Annotated in this window: 16 protein-coding genes and 1 other RNA gene; 8 read left to right on the top strand and 9 right to left on the bottom strand. The window is 64.0% G+C overall.

Annotated elements, in window-relative coordinates:
• Nucleotides 1–10: 10 nt before the first annotated feature.
• From rpsA to gyrA, 8 genes are all read right to left on the bottom strand, one after another.
• A complete protein-coding gene (gene rpsA, locus H3H37_RS08325) occupies nt 11–1,690 on the bottom strand; it encodes a 30S ribosomal protein S1 (protein ID WP_182161322.1) in 1,680 nt (559 codons plus the stop codon).
• A 176-nt stretch (nt 1,691–1,866) separates the two neighbouring features.
• Nucleotides 1,867–2,535: a (d)CMP kinase gene (cmk, locus tag H3H37_RS08320; RefSeq protein WP_182161320.1), complete on the bottom strand. Its 669-nt coding sequence runs from the start codon at nt 2,533–2,535 to the stop codon at nt 1,867–1,869.
• Between the two features lie 11 nt (nt 2,536–2,546).
• Entirely contained in the window at nt 2,547–3,878 is a 1,332-nt protein-coding gene (gene aroA / locus H3H37_RS08315; protein ID WP_182161318.1) for a 3-phosphoshikimate 1-carboxyvinyltransferase, read from the bottom strand.
• Nucleotides 3,879–3,892: 14 nt separating this feature from the next.
• On the bottom strand, nt 3,893–4,795 hold the full coding sequence (locus H3H37_RS08310) for a prephenate dehydrogenase (RefSeq protein ID WP_182161316.1): 903 nt from the start codon (nt 4,793–4,795) through the stop codon (nt 3,893–3,895).
• 4 nt (nt 4,796–4,799) lie between these two features.
• Nucleotides 4,800–5,909 (bottom strand): histidinol-phosphate transaminase, encoded by a 1,110-nt coding sequence (hisC, locus tag H3H37_RS08305; RefSeq protein ID WP_182161314.1) that lies wholly within the window; start codon nt 5,907–5,909, stop codon nt 4,800–4,802.
• Nucleotides 5,910–5,929: 20 nt separating this feature from the next.
• Nucleotides 5,930–7,003: a prephenate dehydratase gene (pheA, locus tag H3H37_RS08300; RefSeq protein WP_182161312.1), complete on the bottom strand. Its 1,074-nt coding sequence runs from the start codon at nt 7,001–7,003 to the stop codon at nt 5,930–5,932.
• A 63-nt stretch (nt 7,004–7,066) separates the two neighbouring features.
• Nucleotides 7,067–8,176: a 3-phosphoserine/phosphohydroxythreonine transaminase gene (gene serC, locus H3H37_RS08295; RefSeq protein WP_182161310.1), complete on the bottom strand. Its 1,110-nt coding sequence runs from the start codon at nt 8,174–8,176 to the stop codon at nt 7,067–7,069.
• A 272-nt stretch (nt 8,177–8,448) separates the two neighbouring features.
• On the bottom strand, nt 8,449–11,094 hold the full coding sequence (gene gyrA / locus H3H37_RS08290) for a DNA gyrase subunit A (RefSeq protein WP_182161308.1): 2,646 nt from the start codon (nt 11,092–11,094) through the stop codon (nt 8,449–8,451).
• 488 nt (nt 11,095–11,582) lie between these two features.
• Between gyrA and ompA the strand changes: the two genes are divergently transcribed.
• From ompA to H3H37_RS08255, 7 genes are all read left to right on the top strand, one after another.
• Entirely contained in the window at nt 11,583–12,293 is a 711-nt protein-coding gene (ompA, locus tag H3H37_RS08285) for an outer membrane protein OmpA (RefSeq protein ID WP_182161306.1), read from the top strand.
• Nucleotides 12,294–12,406: 113 nt separating this feature from the next.
• Nucleotides 12,407–13,102, top strand: coding sequence for a bifunctional 2-polyprenyl-6-hydroxyphenol methylase/3-demethylubiquinol 3-O-methyltransferase UbiG (ubiG, locus tag H3H37_RS08280; protein WP_182161304.1), 696 nt, complete (start codon nt 12,407–12,409; stop codon nt 13,100–13,102).
• A 21-nt stretch (nt 13,103–13,123) separates the two neighbouring features.
• Complete coding sequence (locus H3H37_RS08275) at nt 13,124–13,825, top strand: HAD family hydrolase (RefSeq protein ID WP_182161302.1); 702 nt, start codon at nt 13,124–13,126, stop codon at nt 13,823–13,825.
• Nucleotides 13,826–14,035: 210 nt separating this feature from the next.
• The gene (locus tag H3H37_RS08270) at nt 14,036–15,046 is read left to right on the top strand and encodes a hypothetical protein (protein WP_220456372.1); all 1,011 of its coding nucleotides are present in this window, start codon (nt 14,036–14,038) and stop codon (nt 15,044–15,046) included.
• A gap of 142 nt (nt 15,047–15,188) precedes the next feature.
• Nucleotides 15,189–16,220 (top strand): hypothetical protein, encoded by a 1,032-nt coding sequence (locus tag H3H37_RS08265; protein WP_229218732.1) that lies wholly within the window; start codon nt 15,189–15,191, stop codon nt 16,218–16,220.
• Between the two features lie 52 nt (nt 16,221–16,272).
• Nucleotides 16,273–16,632: a transfer-messenger RNA gene (ssrA, locus tag H3H37_RS08260) on the top strand.
• A gap of 332 nt (nt 16,633–16,964) precedes the next feature.
• Complete coding sequence (locus tag H3H37_RS08255; protein WP_182161300.1) at nt 16,965–17,789, top strand: delta-class carbonic anhydrase; 825 nt, start codon at nt 16,965–16,967, stop codon at nt 17,787–17,789.
• Nucleotides 17,790–17,917: 128 nt separating this feature from the next.
• Here the strand turns inward: H3H37_RS08255 and H3H37_RS08250 are convergent, their stop codons facing one another.
• On the bottom strand, nt 17,918–20,044 hold the full coding sequence (locus H3H37_RS08250; protein WP_229218731.1) for a TonB-dependent receptor: 2,127 nt from the start codon (nt 20,042–20,044) through the stop codon (nt 17,918–17,920).
• A 107-nt stretch (nt 20,045–20,151) separates the two neighbouring features.
• Here H3H37_RS08250 and H3H37_RS08245 point away from each other — a divergent pair, with 107 nt between their 5' ends.
• A complete protein-coding gene (locus tag H3H37_RS08245; protein WP_182161298.1) occupies nt 20,152–21,336 on the top strand; it encodes a PepSY-associated TM helix domain-containing protein in 1,185 nt (394 codons plus the stop codon).
• Nucleotides 21,337–21,424: the final 88 nt, after the last annotated feature.

Raw genomic sequence — 21,424 nt, 5'->3', positions numbered from 1 at the left:
TAGCGAATTCTTAGTTCTTGGTGTCGAGCTTGGCCTTCAGCAGCGCGCCCAGGCTGGTGGTGCCCGAAGCTGCGTTGTTGTCGGTAGCGGCCATCTTCTGCATGGCTTCCGCGGTCTCGGCGCTGTCTTTCGCTTTGATCGACAGTTGGATGCTGCGGGCCTTGCGGTCGATGTTGATCACCAGGGCTTCCACGGTGTCGCCCACTTTCAGGTGGGTGCCAGCGTCTTCCACGCGGTCACGCGAGATTTCCGAAGCGCGCAGGTAGCCTTCGACTTCGTCCGACAGCTGGATCACGGCGCCCTTAGGCTCAACCGATTTCACAGTGCCCGATACCAGCGAACCTTTGTCGTTCATGGCGGCGAAGTTGTTGAACGGGTCGCCTTCCAGCTGCTTCACGCCCAGGGAAACGCGCTCGCGCTCGACGTCGATGGCCAGCACGATGGCTTCCAGCTCGTCGCCCTTCTTGAACTTGCGCACGGCTTCTTCGCCGGACTCGGTCCAGGACAGGTCGGACAGGTGCACCAGGCCGTCGATGTTGCCAGCCAGGCCGATGAACACGCCGAAGTCGGTGATCGACTTGATGGCGCCCTTGACCTTGTCGCCCTTCTTGTGGGTCACGCCGAAGTCATCCCATGGGTTCGCCTTGCACTGCTTCATGCCCAGCGAAATACGGCGACGCTCTTCGTCGATCTCCAGAACCATGACTTCCACTTCGTCGCCCAGTTGGACAACTTTGTTAGGAGCGACGTTCTTGTTGGTCCAGTCCATTTCGGACACGTGCACCAGACCTTCGATGCCCTGTTCCACTTCCACGAACGCGCCGTAGTCGGTCAGGTTGGTGACTTTGCCGAACAGACGGGTGCCTTGTGGGTAACGACGGGACAGACCGGTCCAAGGATCGTCGCCCAGTTGCTTCACGCCCAGGGACACGCGGTTCTTTTCCTGATCGTACTTCAGGACTTTCGCGGTGATCTCTTGGCCAACGGTCAGCACTTCCGATGGGTGACGCACACGACGCCATGCCAGGTCGGTGATGTGCAGCAGGCCGTCGATGCCGCCCAGGTCCACGAACGCGCCGTAGTCGGTGATGTTCTTCACGACGCCGGTCACAACCGTGCCTTCTTTCAGGGTTTCCATCAGCTTCTGGCGCTCTTCGCCCATCGAAGCTTCGATCACGGCGCGGCGCGACAGCACGACGTTGTTACGCTTGCGGTCCAGCTTGATGACCTTGAATTCCAGGGTCTTGCCTTCGAACGGGGTGGTGTCCTTGACGGGACGGGTGTCGACCAGCGAACCGGGCAGGAATGCGCGGATGCCGTTGGTCAGCACGGTCAGGCCGCCCTTGACTTTGCCATTGACGGTGCCGACGACGATCTCGCCCGACTCCATGGCCTTTTCCAGGGCCAGCCACGACGCCAGGCGCTTGGCCTTGTCGCGCGACAGGATGGTATCGCCGAAACCGTTTTCCAGCGATTCGATGGCCACGGAAACGAAGTCACCTACTTTGACTTCCAGTTCGCCTTGGTCATTCTTGAATTCTTCAACAGGGATGAAAGCTTCCGATTTCAGACCAGCGTTCACGATCACGAAGTTGTGGTCCAGACGCACGACTTCAGCGGAGATCACTTCGCCGGAGCGCATATCTTGACGGGACAGCGACTCTTCGAAGAGGGCTGCGAAACTTTCCATACCGGTGGTTGCAGTAGACATAGGGTTCACACTAGGTTAGCCAGCAGAGATCGCACGATGCGACTTAAACTGGGTTAAGGTTTTAACACGCCGGAGGCCGGCACAGGCCCGCTTCCAGCACCAACAGCAGCGCCGCACAAACCGCTGCGCACGCTGCTTTACAACAAACATTGCAATTATTTCACTTCCGCCGCATACCACTTGAGCACCTGCTCGACGGCCTGATCGGCCGTGATTTGCGAGGTGTCGAGCACATGGGCGCCCTCCGCGGGCACCAGCGGGGCGATGGCCCGGTGCGTATCCCGGTCGTCGCGCGCTTGCAAATCCATCAGAAGGTCTTCCATATTAGCAGAAATTCCCTTCTCAATCAATTGCTTATATCGACGCTCGGCACGGGCCGCCACACTGGCCGTCAAAAACACCTTGAGCGGGGCGTGCGGGAAGATCACCGTGCCCATGTCGCGCCCGTCGGCCACCAGGCCCGGCGTCTTGCGGAAACTCAGTTGCAGGCCGTACAGGGCCTGGCGCACGGCCGGCAAGGCGGCGATGCGCGAGGCCGTGTTGCCCACCTCCTCGGCGCGGATGGCGTCCGTCACGTTCTCGTGGGCCAGAATGATGTCGCCGCCGGAGAAACTGCAGGCCATGTGCTCGGCCACCTTGGCCAGCGCATGCTCGTCCGTGAGCGAGGTGCCGCGGCGCAGGGCCGACAGCGCCGTCAGGCGGTACAGCGCGCCCGAATCGAGATAGTGGAAGCCGAGCTTATCGGCCACGCGGTGCGCGACGGTGCCCTTGCCGGATGCGGTGGGGCCGTCGATGGCGATGACGGGGATATGGGTTGTGGTCATAGATGAGTGGATTAACGGGCGATCGCGGCGAAGGCGGCGAAATACTCGGGGAAGGTCTTGGCCACGCACTTGGGGTCGTTGATGCGCATCGTGTTGCCCTGGCGCGCGGCGCCTGCCAGCGACGCCAGCGAGAAGCACATCGCCATGCGGTGGTCGTCGTAGGTGTCGATGGTTGCGGCGCTGATCACGGCCGGCGGCGTCACGCGCAGGTAGTCGGCGCCCTCCTCCACCACGGCGCCCACCTTGCGCAATTCCGTCGCCATGGCGGCGATGCGGTCGGTCTCCTTCACGCGCCAGCTGGCGATGTTGCGCAGCGTGCTGGTGCCGTCCGCGTACAGGGCGGCGATGGCGATCGTCATGGCGGCGTCGGGGATGTGGTTGAAATCGGCGTCGATGGCTTTCAGCACGCCGTTCGAGCGCGCCTCGATCCAGTTGTCGCCCATGGTGATGGTGGCGCCCATCTGCTCCAGCGCGGCCACAAAGCGCACGTCGCCCTGGATGCTGTCGCGTCCCACGCCTTCGACCCGCACCGGACCGCCGGCGATGGCGCCAGCCGCCAGGAAGTAGGAAGCTGACGAGGCGTCGCCTTCGACGTGGATGGTGCCGGGGCTCTGGTATTGCTGGCCCGGCTGCACGGTGAACGAGGACCAGCCGTCCTGCTCCACCGCCACGCCGAAACGGCGCATCAGGTTCAGCGTGATTTCGATGTAGGGCTTGGAGATCAGCTCACCGACCACGTCGATGGAAATGGCATGCTCGCGCGCCATCAGCGGCGCCACCATCAGCAGCGCCGTCAGGAACTGGCTCGACACGTTGCCGCGCACGGACAGGCGCTGCGCGTGGATCTTGCCGCGCCCGATGTGCAGCGGCGGGTAGCCGGGATTGCCGGTGCAGGTGATGGCGGTGCCGGCCGCGTTGAGCGCGTCCACCAGGTCGCCGATGGGACGCTCGTGCATGCGCGGCACGCCGTGCAGCGTGTAGTCCCCGCCGATCACGGCCAGCGCCGCCGTCAGCGGGCGGATCGCGGTGCCGGCGTTACCCATGAACAGGTCGGCCGAGGCGTTGGGGAACACGCCGGCCGCGCCGGGCACCACGTGCACCGTGTGGCCGTCCGTCTGCGGCTCCTCGCGCCACTGCACGCCCAGCTTGTGCAGGGAGTCCAGCATCACGGCCGTGTCGTCCGAGGCCAGCAGGTCGACCACCCGGGTTTCGCCCTGGGCCAGCGCGGCCAGCAACAGGATGCGGTTGGAGATGCTCTTCGAGCCGGGCAGGCGCACCACGCCTTCGGCATGGGCCACGGGCTGCAGGTCGATGTGGTGCGGATATGTGGTTTGCTGCGTCATGCGGTTGCGTCCTTCTATTCTGCGCTGTCTTTCGGTTGCGGCGTTTCCGCCGTCTCTATCGCTTCTATCCACTGGCGGCGGGCGCGCTGCGCATTGGCGTAGACCGCCTCGATGGCCGCGCCGTCGGCGGCGGCCAGGCGCGCGCGCAGCGCCGTCAGTTGCGCCATGTAGGCGTCCAGCTCGACCAGCAGCGCGGCCTGATTGGCCAAGCTGATGTCGCGCCACATTTCAGGCGACGAACCGGCGATCCTTGTGAAATCGCGGAAGCCGCTGGCAGCATATTGGAACAGTAAATCCGCATGCGGTTTGTTGGCGATGTCGTCCACCAGCGCGTATGCCAGCAGGTGCGGCAGATGGCTGACGGCGGCGAACACCTTGTCATGTTCTTCCGGCGTGAGCCGGTGGATGATGGCGCCGCAGGCCCGCCAGGCCGACGCCACCCGCTCCACGTCGGCGGACGCGTTCTCGTCCAGCGGCGTGAGCACGGTTTTCTTGCCGATGTAAAGGTCGATGATGGCGGCGTCCGGCCCGTTGGTCTCGCGCCCGGCGATCGGGTGGCCCGGCACGAACTGGGCCACCTTGGCGCCCAGCGCGCGGCGCGCGGCCGCCACCACGTCGGTCTTGGTGCTGCCGGCATCCGTCACCACGGTGCCCGGCTGCAAATGCGGCGCCAGCGCGGCCAGGATGGCCTCCGTCTGCGCCACGGGCGCGGCCAGCAGCACCAGGTCGGCGCCACGCATGGCCTCGGCCATGTCGCCGCCCACCACGTCGATGATGCCCAGTTCGCGCGCCCGCGCCAGCGAGGCGGCCGAGCGGCCCATGCCGACCACGGTGCGCACGGCGCCCGCGTGCTTGAGCGCGCGCGCGAACGAGCCGCCGATCAGGCCAACGCCGAAGATGACGATCTTGTTCAGCACGGCGTCATCCGGCCAGGGCCTTGGTCAGCGCGGCGATCAGCACCGCGTTTTCCTGCGGCAGGCCGATCGAGATGCGCAGCCATTGCGGCAGGCCGTAGTTGCCCACCGGGCGCACGATCACGCCCTGCTTGAGCAAGGCCAGGTTGACGCGCGCGCCGGCGCCGGCGTCGTCGCCCACTTTGACCAGCACGAAGTTGCCGTACGACGGCACGTACTCCAGGCCCATCTTCTCGAACGCTTCCACGAACTGCTGGTAGCCGGCGGTGTTGTTGGCCGCGCTCTGGGCCAGGAAGGCCTTGTCGTTGAGGGCGGCGATGGCCGCCGCCTGCGCCATGGAGTTGACGTTGAACGGCTGGCGGATGCGGTTCATCAGGTCCGTCAGCGCCGGCTGGGCGATGGCGAAACCGACACGCAGGCCGGCCAGGCCATAGGCCTTGGAGAAGGTGCGCGACACCAGCAGGTTGGGATACTTCTTGACCCACTCTGCCGATTCGAACTGGTTCTCGGGCGACAGGAATTCGTTGTAGGCCTCGTCCAGCACCACCACCACGTGGGCCGGCACCTTGGCCAGGAAGGCTTCGATCTCGGCGGCCGGGATGAAGGTGCCGGTCGGGTTGTTCGGGTTGGCGATGAACACCAGGCGGGTGTCGTCCTCGATGGCGGCCAGCATGGCTTGCAGGTCATGGCCGTAGGCCTTGGCCGGCACCACGATGTGGCGCGCGCCCACGCCCTGGGTGGCCAGCGCGTACACGGCGAACGAATACTGCGAGTACACCACGGACTGGCCGCGCTCGACGAAGGCGTGGGCGGCGATTTCCAGGATGTCGTTGCTGCCGTTGCCCAGCGTGATCCAGTCGGCCGGCACGTCGTAGCGCTTGGACAGCGCCGCTTTCAGGTCGAAGCCATTGGCGTCCGGATAACGGCCCAGTTCCGTCGCCGCCGCCGTCATGGCCTGCTTGGCCGATTCCGGCACGCCGAACGGGTTCTCGTTGGAGGCCAGCTTGACGATGTTCGCCTCGTCAAGACCGAACTCGCGCGCCACTTCCGCAATCGGCTTGCCAGCCTGGTAAGGGGCGATGGCGCGAACGTATTCTGGACCGTAATTCTTGGACATTTTGCTCTTCAATGTAAGGGTTAGGAAAGACTGACCGGGTAGGAGCCCAGCACCTTGAAGAAGGCCGCGTTATCCTTCAGCTCCGCCAGCGCCTTGGCGACGGCGTCGTTATGGACGTGGCCTTCGATATCGACATAGAAATAATACTCCCAGGTCCCCACGCGCGCCGGACGCGATTCGAAGCGCGTCATCGATACGCCGTGCTTGGCCAATGGCGCCAGCAACTGGTACACGGCGCCGGCCTTGTTGGGCACGGCCAGCACGATCGAGGTCTGGTCCTTGCCCGACGGGTTGGTCTGCAGGTGGCCAATGATAGCGAAGCGGGTGCGGTTGTGCGGGTCGTCCTGGATGTGGCCCTTGACCACGCCCAGCTTGTACTGCTCGCCCGCCATCTCGCTGGCGATGGCGGCGATGGTGGCATCATCGCTGGCCATGCGCGCCGCTTCCGCGTTGGAGGCCACGGCGCGCCGCTCGATGTTGGGATAGTTCAGGTTCAGCCACACCTGGCACTGGGCCAGCGCTTGCGAATGGGCGCAGATGGTCTGCACGCCGTCCATGTTGCCGGTCTTGGTCATCAGGCTGTGGTGCACGGCGATCGACACTTCCCCGCTGATGATCAGGCTCGTTTGCAGCATCAGGTCCAGCGTGCGGTTGATGGCGCCCTCGGACGAATTCTCGACCGGCACCACGCCGAAATCCGCCGTGCCGGCCTCGGTGGCGCGGAACACTTCATCGATCGACGCGCAAGGCAGACCTTCCACGGCGCTGCCGAACTGCTGGTACACGGCCTGCTCGCTGAAGGTGCCGGACGGGCCCAGGAAGGCCACCGTGACGCGCTTTTCCAGCGCGCGGCAGGCCGACATGATCTCGCGGAAGATGGTCTGCACTTCATGGTTGCCCATGGGGCCGGGATTGCGCTCGGCCACGCCGCGCAGCACCTGGGCTTCGCGCTCGGGACGGAACACGGGCGCCTTGGTCTCGGCCTTCACGTGGCCCACTTCCTGCGCCACTTTGGCGCGGCGGTTGAGCAGGTCGAGGATCTGCGCGTCGATGGCGTCGATCTGTTCGCGCAGCGGTTTAAGTTTGTCTGTCATGTCTGCATCAGTGCCAAATAATTGTCAGTGTCGTGCGAGACGCGGTGGCGCAACGCCCAAGCCTTAGCGGCCCGCGAACTCGTTCAGATAATCGACCAGGGCTTGCACACCCTCGATTGGCATCGCGTTGTAGATCGATGCGCGCATACCGCCGACGGACTTGTGGCCCTTCAGTTGCAGCAGGCCGCGCGCTTTTGCGCCGGCCAGGAAAGCTTCGTTCTTGCTCTCGTCCTTCAGGAAGAACGGGACGTTCATGCGCGAGCGGTTTTCAGGCGCCACGCGGTTGATGTAGAAATCGTCGGCGTCCAGCGCGCCGTACAGCAGCGCCGCCTTGGCCTTGGCGCGTTTTTCCATCTCGGCCACGCCGCCCTGTTGCTTCAGCCACTGGAACACCAGGCCGGCGATATAGATGCCGTAGGTGGGCGGCGTGTTGTACATCGACTCGTTGTCGGCCACCAGCTTGAAGTCGAACGCGGACGGGCAGACCGGCAGCGCCTTGCCCAGCAGGTCTTCGCGCACGATGACGATGGTCACGCCGGCCGGGCCGATGTTCTTCTGGGCGCCGGCGAAGATCAGGCCATATTTCGACACGTCGATCTGGCGCGACAGGATGTGCGACGACATGTCGGCCACCAGCAGCGTATCGGCACAGTCGCCCGTCAAGGGCTGGGGCGAGCCGTGGTCGAAATCGAATTCGACGCCATCGATGGTCTCGTTGGTGCAGATGTGCAGGTAGGCCGCGCCGGGCGTGAGCTTCCATTCGGACTGCGGCGGCACGCGGTTAAATCCGCCGGCCTGGGACGAGGCGGCCACGTTGACGGTGGCGTACTTGGCCGCCTCCTTGATCGATTTGCCTGACCACGAGCCGGTATGGACGAAGTCGATCGTGGCTGGCTGCGGCTTGTGGCCGACCAGGTTCATGGGAACGATGGCGTTCTGGGACAGGCCGCCGCCTTGCAGGAACAGGATCTTGTAGTTATCCGGCACTGCCAGCAGCTCGCGCAGGTCGCGCTCGGCCGCCTTGTAGATCGAAATGAATTCCGGCCCGCGGTGGCTCATCTCCATGACGGACATGCCGCTGCCATGCCAGTCCAGCATTTCGGCAGCGGCTTGCGCCAGCACTTCCTTCGGCAGCACGGCGGGGCCGGCGGAGAAGTTGTAGATGTGAGTCACGTTACGGTCCTTGGATAAAAAAAGCGAAATCTAAACTGAATATCAACACGGTATCGCGTTGGCACGTCGTTCCCGCGCACGCGGGAACCCATGCTGAGCCGGCGTCGCCAACGCGCTATGGATTCCCGCCTGCGCGGGAATGACGCGGTGCATCGGCCGATCCAACAAAAACGGGGTCAGTGTGATTGTCGCATTAAACCGCGCAACGAACACCGACCCCGTCCGTCCCGGCGCTGGCCGCGCCAGCACCGGGACACACTCATCCGCCGGCCTTATTCAGGCTGAGCATCCTCCGGCTTGGCGTCCGGACCCGGCTCCAGTTCCACTTCGTCGATGTCGGTCTCGACCACGCGCTGCAGGCCGGACAAGCGGGTGCCGTCCTCCACCGCGATCAGGGTCACGCCCTGGGTGGCGCGGCCCATCTCGCGGATCTCCGACACGCGGGTGCGGATCAGCACACCGCCCGTGGTGATCAGCATGATCTCGTCGGACGAATCGACCAGGGTCGCCGCCACCACCTTGCCGTTACGCTCGGAGGTCTGGATCGCGATCATGCCCTTGGTGCCGCGGCCATGGCGCGTGTACTCGGTGATCGGGGTACGCTTGCCGTAGCCGTTCTCGGTGGCCGTCAGCACGGACTGCTCCTCGTTCTCGGCCACCAGCAGCGCGATCACGGTCTGGCTTTCCTCCAGGTTCATGCCGCGCACGCCACGGGCGTTGCGGCCCATCGGACGCACGTCGTTCTCGTCGAAGCGCACGGCCTTGCCGGCGTCCGAGAACAGCATCACGTCGTGCGCGCCATCCGTCAGCGCGGCGCCGATCAGGAAGTCGCCCTCGTCCAGGTCGACGGCGATAATGCCGGCCTTGCGCGGGTTGCTGAAGTCCTTCAGCGGCGTCTTCTTCACGGTGCCCAGGCTGGTGGCCATGAACACGTAGTGGTCTTCCGGGAAGGTCCGGTTGTCGCCCGACAGCGGCAGGATGACGGTGATCTTCTCGTTGTCGGCCAGCGGGAACATGTTGACGATAGGCTTGCCGCGCGAGTTGCGCGAGCCTTGCGGCACTTCCCACACCTTGAGCCAGTACATGCGGCCACGGTTGGAGAAGCACAGGATGTAATCGTGCGTGTTGGCGATGAACAGCTGGTCGATCCAGTCTTCCTCTTTCGTCGCCATGGCCTGCTTGCCGCGACCACCGCGCTTCTGGGCGCGGTATTCGGTGATCGGCTGGGCCTTCATGTAGCCGGTGTGCGACAGGGTCACCACCATGTCCTGCGGCGTGATCAGGTCTTCCGTGCCGAGGTCGGTGGCGTTGTGCTCGATGGTCGAGCGGCGCACGTCCTTGTTGCCGGCGCCGTATTCGTTCTTGGCCAGCGTCATCTCGTCGGTGATGATGGTGGTCACGCGGGCCGGCTTGGCCAGGATGTCCAGCAGGTCGGCGATTTCGGCCATCACGTCGCGGTATTCGTTGACGATCTTGTCCTGTTCCAGGCCGGTCAGGCGCTGCAGGCGCATCTGCAGGATTTCCTGGGCCTGCTCGTCGGACAGCTTGTACAGGCCATCGGCCTGCATGCCGTAGTGCTTGGGCAGGTGCTCGGGGCGGAAGGCGTCGATGCCGCCCACCGTGTCGCCCTCGCCCGTGCGGGCCAGCATCTCGCGCACCAGCGACGAATCCCAGGCGCGCGTCATCAGTTCGCTCTTGGCGATCGGCGGCGTGGGCGCGGCCTTGATGATGGCGATGAAGTCGTCGATGTTGGCCAGCGCCACGGCCAGGCCTTCCAGCACGTGGCCGCGTTCGCGCGCCTTGCGCAGCTCGAATACGGTGCGGCGCGTGACCACTTCGCGGCGGTGCGACAGGAAGCATTGCAGCATCTGCTTGAGGTTCAGCAGGCGCGGCTGGCCGTCCACCAGGGCCACCATGTTCATGCCGAAGGTGTCCTGCAACTGGGTCTGCTTGTACAGGTTGTTGAGCACCACTTCCGGCACTTCGCCCCGTTTCAGCTCGATCACCACGCGCATGCCCGACTTATCGGACTCGTCGCGGATGTCAGAGATGCCTTCCAGCTTCTTGTCGCGCACGTTCTCGGCGATGCGTTCCAGCAGCGACTTCTTGTTGACCTGGTAGGGCAGCTCGTCGACGATGATGGCGGTGCGGCCGCCATCCTTGCCGTATTCCTCGTAGTGGGTCTTGGCGCGCATGACGACGCGGCCACGGCCCGTGCGGTAGCCGTCGCGCACACCGGACACGCCGTAGATGATGCCGGCGGTGGGGAAGTCGGGCGCCGGGATGATCTCGATCAGCTCATCGATGGTGCAATCGGGATTGCGCAGCACGTGCAGCGCGCCGTCGATCACTTCCGTCAGGTTGTGCGGCGGAATGTTGGTGGCCATACCCACCGCGATGCCGGACGAGCCGTTGATCAGCAGGTTGGGGATCTTGGTCGGCAGGACGGTCGGTTCCTTTTCCTTGCCGTCGTAGTTGGGCTGGAAGTCAACCGTGTCCTTGTCGATGTCGGCCAGGATTTCGCCGGCGATCTTGTCCAGGCGGCACTCGGTGTAACGCATGGCCGCCGCGCTGTCGCCGTCGACCGAACCGAAGTTACCCTGGCCGTCGACCAGCATGTAGCGCATCGAGAAGTCCTGCGCCATGCGCACCAGCGTGTCGTAGATCGAAGCGTCGCCGTGCGGGTGGTACTTACCCATCGTGTCGCCCACCACGCGGGCGCATTTGACGTAGGGACGGTTCCACACGTTGTTCATTTCGTGCATCGCGTACAAGACCCGGCGGTGCACCGGCTTGAGGCCGTCGCGCACGTCCGGCAAGGCGCGGCCCACGATCACGCTCATGGCGTAATCGAGGTAGCTCTTGCGCATCTCTTCTTCGAGGGAAATTGGGATTGTTTCTTTTGCGAATTGATCCATTGGCGGGTCGTTCGATCTTTGACTATGGTTGACTTATCTTTTAAGCAATTTTACCGCGCGTGCTGCCCGCCGCCCCGGTGCGCATCCGGTAGGACGCTGGAGGAACGGACAAGCGTACGATTTTAACATGGGCGCCTCCCCCTAAGCGCAATTCCGGCTTGCAAGCCCCCGTCCGGCACCGGCGCGGCTTGACCGGACGCTCTTGCACCAACGCAAGGACCAAGCACAAAATGTCATGCGTATGACATAAATCTCCATTATTATTGCCGACAGTGTTGCAACAAAACAACATTTTGGTCGGAATCGGAAAAGGTTTGAATTGCGCCAAAAAGCGTGCCGAAACCGGCTGTGGCAAAATGGACGAGAAGTCAATTGCTTGAATCGCAAGCGAAAAACAGGCGCGCGCGCCCCGCGTGGTAGAATTCGGGCCACGCATTAACTCATCGCGCAGTTTTTACGCGGATATCACCCCCGAAAGGAAGAAAAATATGAAGAAACTTATGTCGATCCTGGCTGTATCGGCCGCCTTTGCTGGCACGGCGATCGCCCAAACCCCAACCACCCCACCTTTCGCGCCCGTGACCCAGGACATCCAGGCCGCCACGCCGAAGAGCGCCTATGTCCAGGACGCACGCGGTGTGATCGCCCGTGATCCGTTCGGCCTGTGCTGGCGCACCGGCTACTGGACTCCAGCCGACGCCGTGCCAGGTTGCGACCTGCCGATCTGCGTCGAGCCAGAGAAACTGGAAAACGGCAAGTGCGTGGCCCCACCGCCACCACCACCAGCCGCTCCTGCTCCGGCACCTGCCCCAGCACCAGCCCCAGCACCAGCCCCTGTGCCGACCGCACAGAAGGTGAGCTTCGCCGCTGACGCCTTCTTCGACTTCGACAAGGCCGTGCTGAAGCCAGAAGGCAAAGCCAAGCTGGACGACCTGACCTCCAAGCTGGGCAGCATCAACCTGGAAGTGATCATCGCCGTGGGCCACACCGACTCCGTGGGCACCGATGCTTACAACCAGAAGCTGTCGATCCGTCGTGCTGAAGCCGTCAAGGCCTACATCATCTCGAAGGGCGTGGAAGCGAACCGCGTCTACACCGAAGGTAAAGGCGAGAAGCAACCAGTGGCGGACAACAAGACCGCAGCCGGCCGCGCCAAGAACCGTCGCGTGGAAATCGAAGTGGTTGGCACCAGCAAGTAATTGCGATGCCTGACGTCCGCGGCCTGCCGCGGACGCGCACCTGAACCCCGCTGCGGCGGGGTTTTTTTATGTCCATGTTGTAAAATCCCGGTATCGCCTTTACAAAGCCGCCCATGAACGCCGATCCTTTAGAACTGCAAAAATTCAGTGACCTGGCCCACCGCTGGTGGGACCCCACGTCCGAGTTCCGTCCCCTGCACGAAATCAACCCGCTGCGCCTGGAATGGATCAACGCGCGCGCCCCGCTGGCGGGCAAGCGCGTGATCGACATCGGCTGCGGCGGCGGCATCCTGGCCGAATCGATGGCCCGCAAGGGCGCCAATGTGACGGGCATCGACCTGTCGGAAAAAGCGCTCAAGGTGGCCGACCTGCACAGCCTGGAATCGGGCGTGCAGGTGCGCTACAAGCTGATCGCGGCCGAGGACATGGCGGCCCAGGAAGGCGGCCAGTACGACGTCGTGACCTGCATGGAAATGCTGGAACACGTGCCCGATCCGGGCGCCATCGTGCGCGCCGCCGCCACCCTGGTCAAACCGGGCGGCCAGGTGTTCTTCTCCACGCTGAACCGCAATCCCAAGTCCTACCTGTTCGCCGTGATCGGGGCGGAATACCTGCTGCGCATGCTGCCCAAGGGCACGCACGACTACGCCAAGTTCATCACCCCGGCCGAACTGTCGCAATACGTGCGCAGCGCCGGACTCGATGTGCAAGGCTTGAAGGGCATGGGCTACAATCCGCTGAGCAAGATCTACTCGCTCAACGAGGACACCAGCGTCAACTACCTGATGGCCACCAGCCGTTCCCTGTAACGTTTCCCGACTTTCGCCACCATGAGCCTGGCCCTTCCCCGCAGCGCCCCGCGCGCCATCCTGTTCGACCTCGATGGCACGCTGGCCGACACCGCCCCCGACCTGGCCGCCGCCGTCAACCTGCTGCGCCACGAGCGCGGCCTGGCGCCGACCGCCTACGAATTGCTGCGTCCCACGGCCTCGGCCGGCGCGCGCGGCATGATAGGCGCCGCGTTCGGCCTGCAACCGCATGACGAAGGCTTCGCCGTGCTGCGCGAAGGCTTCTTCGACAATTACGAGGCCGCCATCGCCGTCCACAGCACGCTGTTCCCCGGCGTGCAGGAACTGCTGGACGGCATCAGCGAAGCGGGACTGGCATGGGGCATCGTCACCAACAAGCCGGCCCGTTTCACCGACCCGCTGTTGCCGTTGATCGGCTTGGGCCAGGCCGGCTGCGTCGTCTCGGGCGACACCACGCCGCACGCCAAGCCCCACCCGGCGCCGCTGCTGGAAGCGGCCGCCCGCCTGGGCCTGGCGCCGGAACAGTGCTGGTACGTGGGCGACGACCTGCGCGACATCCAGGCCGGCCAGGCCGCCGCCATGCTGACCATCGCCTGCGGCTGGGGTTACTGCGGCGCCACCGAACCGCAAAGCTGGCAAGCCGACTACCTGCTCGACACCCCCCACGCCCTGCTGTCCCTGCTGCGCCAGACGCTGGCCGCCGTCCCCGCCCTCGCCGCCTGAACGAAGACGCTTGCGCCAGCGCAAGCGCTTTCCGAATCACTGCTCCACAATGCATGTGTACGAAGTTTCTTGTATAGACGAAGAAACTACGTATAAACTCTTAGTTGACTGACGGAATTATTTTTTCCCACAAGGCAACGCCCAACACCCGCGTCCGGCTGGAAAGAGAAGCAGTCACCCGAACTCTGTTTCCTCTCAGGAGCATGTCTCATGCATCAGCCCGATCTGGTTGCCCCATCCCCGCAGCCGCCTGTCATCCCCACCACCGGCCAGGTCGCCGGCAGCGGCCCCCAGCGCTGGCAAGTGCGCATCACGGACGGCAAATTCCACTGGTACGACCTGCTGGCCGGTTTTCCCGACAAGCCCGACTTCCGCGAACCGATCGGCCGCTACCTGCGCCGCATGCAGTTCGACCTGGAGGCAGCCAATGAGCGCCCCCTGCTGTATTGCGTGGTGACCCGCCCCCGCGTGCGCTACGACCCCGCGCGCGCCACCCAGTGGGGTTTCTTCTCCCTGAAACTGACGGTGCCGCTGCTGACCGGCGCCAATGCCACGCGCGACAGCGTGACGGTGGATTTAAAGGCGCCGTTCGGCGCCACCGTCAAGAAACCCAGCGTGATCCTGACGGAGAACTTCCTCAGCCTGAACTGGGGCGGCGTGATCGAAGTGCTGTCCGTGCACGACTTGTTGTTGCAATATGTCCACGACCGCAAGCTCGCCAGCCAGGTGATCTACGTGGGCCAGACCCTGGACCCGGAGGGGCGGCTGGCCAAGGGCCGCCTGCCCGCCGTGCAGCGGCTGCGCCAGCAGCACAACGAGCACAGCGACACGCTGCTGCTGGTGCTGCAAGCGGAGATCACCGCCACCAGTCCGGACGGCGACCCGGCCGATCTGCCCGAAAACCAGATTCCGGACGCCGCCGCCGCGCTGGCCCGCATCCGCGCGGATGTGGTGGAGGCGGCGCTGATCTGCTACTTCGAAGGCCCCACCCCGGCCGGCCGCTACGGCGAGGAAAAAGAGCGCCGCCGCCACCGGCTGCAGGAAGTGCAGCAGGCGTGGGAACTGGACACGCTGGAAGTGAGCCTGGAACTGGAAGAAGGCGGCAGCTACCGCTACCTGGCGTCGGAACACGTGGCCGCCGCGCGCCGCCACCTGTTCCGCTGCAAGCTGGCCGATGGCAGCGTCAGCGTGGCCAAACTGCCACTGCCGCCGGCCGCCTGAGCGGTGGCCGCTGTGGCGGCACGGCGACGGAAAATTACAATTTCGACACATTCCCACCAATTCTCACTTGCCTCGTGGCAATGTGAAAAATGGCGTACTATACTGGGTCTAGTTTTTCCCCAGCCCAGGAGCACGCCGCACCATGACCAGTGATTATCCGGATCCCGAGCCGATCGAGGATATTCCCGAGCCGTACGAAGATCTGCTGCCCAACGTACCGCAGCGCACGGTCGCCGTACAAAACTGGAACGTCACCGTGTCGGACGCCAAGTTCCACTGGTACGACCTGGTGGCCGGCTTCCCGGCCGTGCCGGACATCCGCGACCCGGTGGGCCGCTACCTGCGCCGCATGCAGTTCGACCTGGAAGCGACCATGGAAAAGCGGCTGCTGTACCTGGTGGTGAGCCGGCCACTGGTACGCTTCGACACCAACCGCAGTCCCAGCTGGGGCTTCTTCTCGCTCAAGCTGACGGTGCCGTTGCTGCTGGGCGCTGAGCAAAAGCGCGACAGCGTCACGCTGGAACTGGAGGTGCCGTTCGCCGCCACCATGAAGAAGCCGGTGGTGACGGTGCAGGACCGTTTCCTGATTCTCAACTGGGGCGGGCTGGTGGAAGCCATGTCCATCCACGACGTGCTGCAACACCATGACCACGGCCTTAAGTACGTGAGCCGCGTGCATTACGTGGGCCAGACCAAGGACACCTCGGGCCGGCTGGCCAAAGGGCGCCTGACGGCACTGCAAAAGATCCAGCAGAACAACAGCGAGCACAGCGACACCCTGCTGCTGGTGCAGCGGCTCAATTTCGAGATCGACTCGGCGCAGGGCGACCCCGCGCTGCTGCCGGCCAACCAGAACGCCGTCGCGGCCGACTCGCTGCTCAAGGACAGGATGGACCTGGTCGAATGCGCCGTGATCAAGTATTTCGAAGGCGACGTGATGCGCGGGCGCAAGGACCACGAGCTGGCCGTGCGGCGCGCCCGCATGGTGGAGGTGCAGGCGGCGCACAATGTGAACGACGTCAACATCGACCTGACCTCGCCCGACTCCGACGGCGACCGCTATTACGACCTGATGTCGGACTACGTGCCCGTCTCGCGCGGCCACCGCATGCATTGTCATCTCATCAACGGCGACATTGCCCTGACGATCCTGCCGCCCGAGCGCAAAGCGTAAATGTGAACAGCTGTGCGGCACGCGGGGAATTGGAGTAGAATGGAAGTTCTGTGGGGACGACCTGGTTTCGACGTGGGTTGCAAAGCAGAACAGGGCATACCGAGGGCTGGTTACCTCGTAAATACACCCAGAAAAACTTAACTGCAAACGATAACTCGTACGCACTGGCAGCCTAAGGGCTGTTAGCTCCTAAACGCTTCTTCCCTGGGGCGGACCGTCAAAAGTCATGGAGTCATTTACAGGGAATCGTGTCTTGCCGGGTCACTTGGCAAAACACTAAATAATAGGTGACTCGCCTGTCCGTAGCGTGCGCGTCCGCGCCGTACAGGTTAAATTAATTGGCAGCGCTAAGTATGTAGAACTGTCTGTAGAGTGCTTGCGGACGCGGGTTCGATTCCCGCCGTCTCCACCACCGAATAAAAAATTGGGGCTCCACCGCGCAAGCGGTGGGGCCCCAATTTTTTATTCGGCAGCGCTGAGTTGGCGGGAATCGAATCCGCGGACGGTACGGACGCGGGGCGTAGCGGGGAAATCGGCTCGCATGCGAGCCGCCCGCGAAGCGGGTTGCGCTTGCAAGCGCAACCCTCTCCGATTCATCTGACTTGAAAATCGCCTTTGGCGATTTTCGGCAAGCGTCATCTATATGCCTCTGCAAGCTCAAGGCAAAACCATCAAATGCGAGCGCCTTCCAAAACCAAAAGCCGCTAGAATCAATCCCCCTCTTCCCACCTAGGAGAACGCCGAATGAAACCGTCTTTCGCCTTGCCCCTGTTGGCCTTCGCGTTGAGCGCAGGCGCCCATGCCCAAGATGCCCACCACGACAGCGCCGACACGGTCGCAGCCCAGAACGCAGCCCTGGCCAAGAACACGGAAGGCAAAGGCTACGGTCCGCAGTCGCCGCGCGACCTGAACGCCAAGGGTGGCAGCAATCGACGCGTGTTCAACGCCGCGCCGGCAGCGTCGAAAATGAATCTCTGCAATATCCATATCCACAAGAATGCCGAACACAAAGGGGGTGAATTCACGCTGCCATCCGACGCCGGCTTCAAATACGCAGGCAAGCTGACACCCGCCGAAGCCAAGCCGCTCGACGCGGAAGTTTGCCCCAGCGAGCACGGCGGCCTGCAAGTGGGCGACACCATCGAACTCCACTACGTGCACAGCACGGCGCAAGTGACGCCCGGCCCGACTCTCAACGCCTGTCTCAGCGAAGCCGACAGCAATCCCCAACTGCGGGTCGAAGCCCAGGTCCTGGTGCTGGTCAACGACGCCAAGGCGGCCGATTTTGCCGAGCTGACCAAGACCGGCGAAGTCAATGGCTACCAGCAGGCCGAGCACATTCCGAAACACACGGGCAGGCCCATCCAATACGCGGGCTCCACCACGGGCCCGAGCTACAACGAAAAAGGCTCGCCCTTGCAGGTCACGTGGAGCGTGCGGCCGAAGGTGCTGAAGGTGAATGCCGAGTCCGTCGGCGCCTGGTGCAAAGCCAATGTCTTCAAGGAAGACCACGCCCATGGCGTGCGCAACCTCGTCACCGATGACAAGCTGCTCTCGCCGATGAAGTGAAGTTAGGGTACGCCGCGCTGCGGCTGGTCTTCATCGATTAGCAAGATGGAACCAGATCGCGCGCGGCGACCATTGAAGTGATCGCGAACGAACGGGAATTGGCCTGCGCCTGAGCACTCCCCCTTCGCCTAGAAACTCCGCGTCAAGCTCACCGACAACGTCCGCCCCCGCCCCGCGAAATACGAGCTCGCATCCTTATAGCTGGCCGATTGCGGATAGTAGCCGATGTACTGACGATCGGCCAGATTCTCGATGCCCACGCCCAGCTTGCCCCACGCAACATCGTAGCTGCCGGCCAGATCCACCAGCGTGTAGCCCTTGAAGTGTTCCTCCAGATTGCTGGTGCCAACCACGCGGCCGATATTGATGTCGCGGTCGAACAGCGTGGTCGCCTGCAACCGCAGATTGGCTTTCGGCATGAAGCGCCAATTGGCGCCCGCGACCAGCTTGTCCGGGCCCTGCGAGCGCGCGCCCAGCGCCACGTCCATCGCCCCATCCACCGTGGCGGCCGTCTTGCCCATGGTGCGGGCGTAGGAACCGAAGGCCGACAACTGCTTAGCCGCGCGCAACTCGCCCGACACCTCCCAGCCGCGCACCGTCGTCGGCACGCGATCGAGCTGGCCGATGCCGGCGGCGTTCACGCGCAGCACGCTGCCCAGCTTGGAGCGCGAATCGTAGAACGACGCGCTCAGGCTGCCCATCGCACCGCGCCAGTTCACGCCGATCTCGTTGTTGCGGGTGATGATGGGTTCCATGTCGAACAGTGTCGCCACCGACTGGCCGGGCAGCTTCACGGCGCGCAGCACCAGCCCCACATCGGGCAGGCCAAAGCCTTCCGCACTGGACACGAACGCCGACCAGGTCGGCGTGAAGCGCCACACCGCGCCGATGTTCTTCACGTTCTTGCTGAATGAACGCTCGCCGCCCTGCACCACGCGGCTGTTGTAGGCGGCCAGCGTGGTGTAGGTGTCCACGTCCAGTGTCGCGTCCTCATGGCGCACCCCGCCGCGCACGGTCAGCGGCCCGGCTTCATATTCGAGCTGCGTGAACGGCGCCAGCGACGTGAAGTCCAGCGTCGGCACCCAGGTGCGTCCCGTGCCGGCCAGCCACTGCTTGGTGCGGTCACGCAGGTAGTCGAGGCCGACAGTCAATTCCAGTCCGGCAACCACGGTATCGGGCCGCACATAGGTCAGCTTGGCGCCATGCTTATCGGCCACCACTTCCGACTGGTCGTACAGCGTGTCTTTCGGCGCGATCGTCACGTCCTGGAAGGTCGAGGTATTGGTGGCGCCATACAACGAGGCGAAATTTTGCTTGAATACCTGGGCATTGAAGCTGCCGCCCAGCAGCGCATTGTGGCGGTATTCCAGGCTGCTGGTTTCCACCTTGTTGCGCGGCGGCGCACCCGGCGGCGTGCCGGCGGTGGAACTGGTGGGAATGCCGGCGGCAAAGTCGGCCTTGACGGGCGCGTAGTCGCCATCGCCTTCCATGCGGAAGCGGTTGATGGTCAGTTGCAGCCGCTGCTCGCCAAAGTTACGGCCAATCTTCAGGAACAGGTCGGTGCCCTCGGAATCCATGGTGTCGCCCTGCACCGCTTCGATGCCCAGCGCGCGGCCGCTGCCGTCGTAGCCCAGGCCACGCCGCTGGATTCCGCCAAAGGCCAGCAGGTCGAAGTCGCCCGACTTGTGCTGCAAGCTGTAGCCCGTCTTCCAGTCAAGGCTGTCACCGCGCAACTGCGAGGCCATGCGCACGTTGACCGATTGCGTGGTGCCATCCACCTTCGGCGACTTGGTGATGTAATTGATGATGCCGCCGGTGGCGCCCATGCCCTGCATGGCCGAGGCGCCGTTGATCACTTCCACCCGCTCGATGATGGCGGTATCGGCCATATAGCCTTCACGCATGCCGCCGCGCAGCGGGTTGGTTTGCGGCACACCGTCGAGCAGGATCAGCGCGCTGCGTCCGCGCAGCGATTCGCCGGTGGAACTCATCTTCTGGCGGCTGGGCGCGTAGCCGGGAATGTAGGTGGCCAGCGCCGCCGAGGGATCGTCGGCCAGCAGGTATTGCGTTTCCAGCTCTTTTTGCGAGATCACGCTGACCGCACCGGGAATCCTGTCCACGCTCTTGCTGTTGCGGGTCGCCGTCACGACCACTTCCTGGACAGGCGCATCGGCGCTCTGCGCCAGCGCCACGCTGCCGGACAAAACCAGACAAGCCAGCGCCACGGCACGGGCCAAGGGATTCAATGGGGTCATGCACGCTCTCCTCAACAAAACGATACAAAAAGAAACTCAATAAAGAAACGCAAATGATAATCATTATCATTTATAATCTCAAGCACTTTTATTACTCCCTTGAAAATATGCTGACTGGTTTGCTGCGTGCGCGGCTGCGCACACTCCACCTGTATGTGTCCCTGATCTTCGGGGCCATCTTCATCCTGGCCGGTCTGACCGGGGCGGCCATCGCCTGGACCGATGAACTCGATGCCGCACTTAACCCTGCCCTGCTGCGTTCGCACGGCGCGGCCGGCAAGGTCGATGCGGCGCCCACGCCGGCCCAGGCCGAGGCCGCCGTCGAGCGCCTGTCCGCCGCGCCCGGCTACGGCCGGCCCACGATGCTGCAGCTGCCTTACGCGGCGGATGACGTCTACGTGGCCTGGTACCGCAAACCGAACCCGAACAAGGGCAGCTTCGATACTTCAAGGACGCGCCAGGTCATGCTGGATCGCTACACGCTGGCCATCCTGGGCGAACGCAACTATGGCGAATTCGGCCTGTCGCCCGCGCTGTTGATGCCCACCCTGTTCCACCTGCACCGCTTCCTGTTCGCGGGCGAAGTCGGCAAGACCGTGACCGGCATCTGCGGCTTGCTGCTGACATTGACGTCGCTGCTGGGCCTGGTGCTGTGGTGGCCCAAACACACGCTCTCCAGCCTGCGCAAGGCCTTGCGCGTGCACGGCGCGCCCACGAGCCGCCAGTTCCATTACAGCCTGCACCGCTCGGCCGGCTTTTTCCTGACGCCGGTGCTGGCCGTGCTTGGCTTCACGGGCATGGCGATGAACCTGCCCGAGTGGGTGCGCCCGGTGGTCGGCGCGGTGGCGACGCTGGAACATGAGGGCAAGGCCACCAATGGACCGGCGGCCCTGGGCCGCCAGCCGGTCAGCGTGGCGGCGGCGCTGGAAGCGGCCCAACAACGGATGCCGCAAGGCCGCCTGACGCGCCTGTCGCTGGGGTCGGCCAGGGCGCCGTACGAGATCCGCCTGCGCCAGCCGGACGAAATCCGCGCCGGCGACGGCAGCACCCGTGTCAGCGTGGATGCCTACAGCGGCGCGGTCCTGCGCGTGCGCGACCCGCTGGCCGCCGCCTCCGGCGACACCTTCTTCAACTGGCAATTCCCGCTACATACGGGCGAAGCGTTCGGGCCGGCGGGCCGGGTATTGGTGTCCTTGTGCGGACTGGCGCCGCTGGCCTTCATGATCACCGGCCTGGTGCTGTGGCTGGGGCGCCGCAGGCAACGCGGCGGCAGCATAGCCGCCAACAACTAAGCCTCGCGGCGCGCATCCAAACGCATATAATCTTGCAATGTTGCACCTGCCTTGCCCGCAACCTGTTTACGCCTGGAAGAACCGCATG

The organism is Rugamonas brunnea (assembly GCF_014042345.1).
Taxonomy (GTDB): domain Bacteria; phylum Pseudomonadota; class Gammaproteobacteria; order Burkholderiales; family Burkholderiaceae_D; genus Rugamonas; species Rugamonas brunnea.
Note: the sequence above shows the minus strand (reverse complement) of the source record. Positions and strands in the feature narration are given on the sequence as shown.

Bases quoted from the DNA above. Each gene is read 5' to 3' on its own strand.
- rpsA (WP_182161322.1), bottom strand. From the start codon at position 1,690: ATGGAAAGTTTCGCAGCCCTCTTCGAAGAGTCGCTGTCCCGTCAAGAT.
- cmk (WP_182161320.1), bottom strand. From the start codon at position 2,535: ATGACCACAACCCATATCCCCGTCATCGCCATCGACGGCCCCACCGCA.
- aroA (WP_182161318.1), bottom strand. From the start codon at position 3,878: ATGACGCAGCAAACCACATATCCGCACCACATCGACCTGCAGCCCGTG.
- hisC (WP_182161314.1), bottom strand. From the start codon at position 5,909: ATGTCCAAGAATTACGGTCCAGAATACGTTCGCGCCATCGCCCCTTAC.
- pheA (WP_182161312.1), bottom strand. From the start codon at position 7,003: ATGACAGACAAACTTAAACCGCTGCGCGAACAGATCGACGCCATCGAC.
- gyrA (WP_182161308.1), bottom strand. From the start codon at position 11,094: ATGGATCAATTCGCAAAAGAAACAATCCCAATTTCCCTCGAAGAAGAG.
- ompA (WP_182161306.1), top strand. From the start codon at position 11,583: ATGAAGAAACTTATGTCGATCCTGGCTGTATCGGCCGCCTTTGCTGGC.
- ubiG (WP_182161304.1), top strand. From the start codon at position 12,407: ATGAACGCCGATCCTTTAGAACTGCAAAAATTCAGTGACCTGGCCCAC.
- H3H37_RS08275 (WP_182161302.1), top strand. From the start codon at position 13,124: ATGAGCCTGGCCCTTCCCCGCAGCGCCCCGCGCGCCATCCTGTTCGAC.
- H3H37_RS08270 (WP_220456372.1), top strand. From the start codon at position 14,036: ATGCATCAGCCCGATCTGGTTGCCCCATCCCCGCAGCCGCCTGTCATC.
- H3H37_RS08265 (WP_229218732.1), top strand. From the start codon at position 15,189: ATGACCAGTGATTATCCGGATCCCGAGCCGATCGAGGATATTCCCGAG.
- H3H37_RS08255 (WP_182161300.1), top strand. From the start codon at position 16,965: ATGAAACCGTCTTTCGCCTTGCCCCTGTTGGCCTTCGCGTTGAGCGCA.
- H3H37_RS08250 (WP_229218731.1), bottom strand. From the start codon at position 20,044: ATGACCCCATTGAATCCCTTGGCCCGTGCCGTGGCGCTGGCTTGTCTG.
- H3H37_RS08245 (WP_182161298.1), top strand. From the start codon at position 20,152: ATGCTGACTGGTTTGCTGCGTGCGCGGCTGCGCACACTCCACCTGTAT.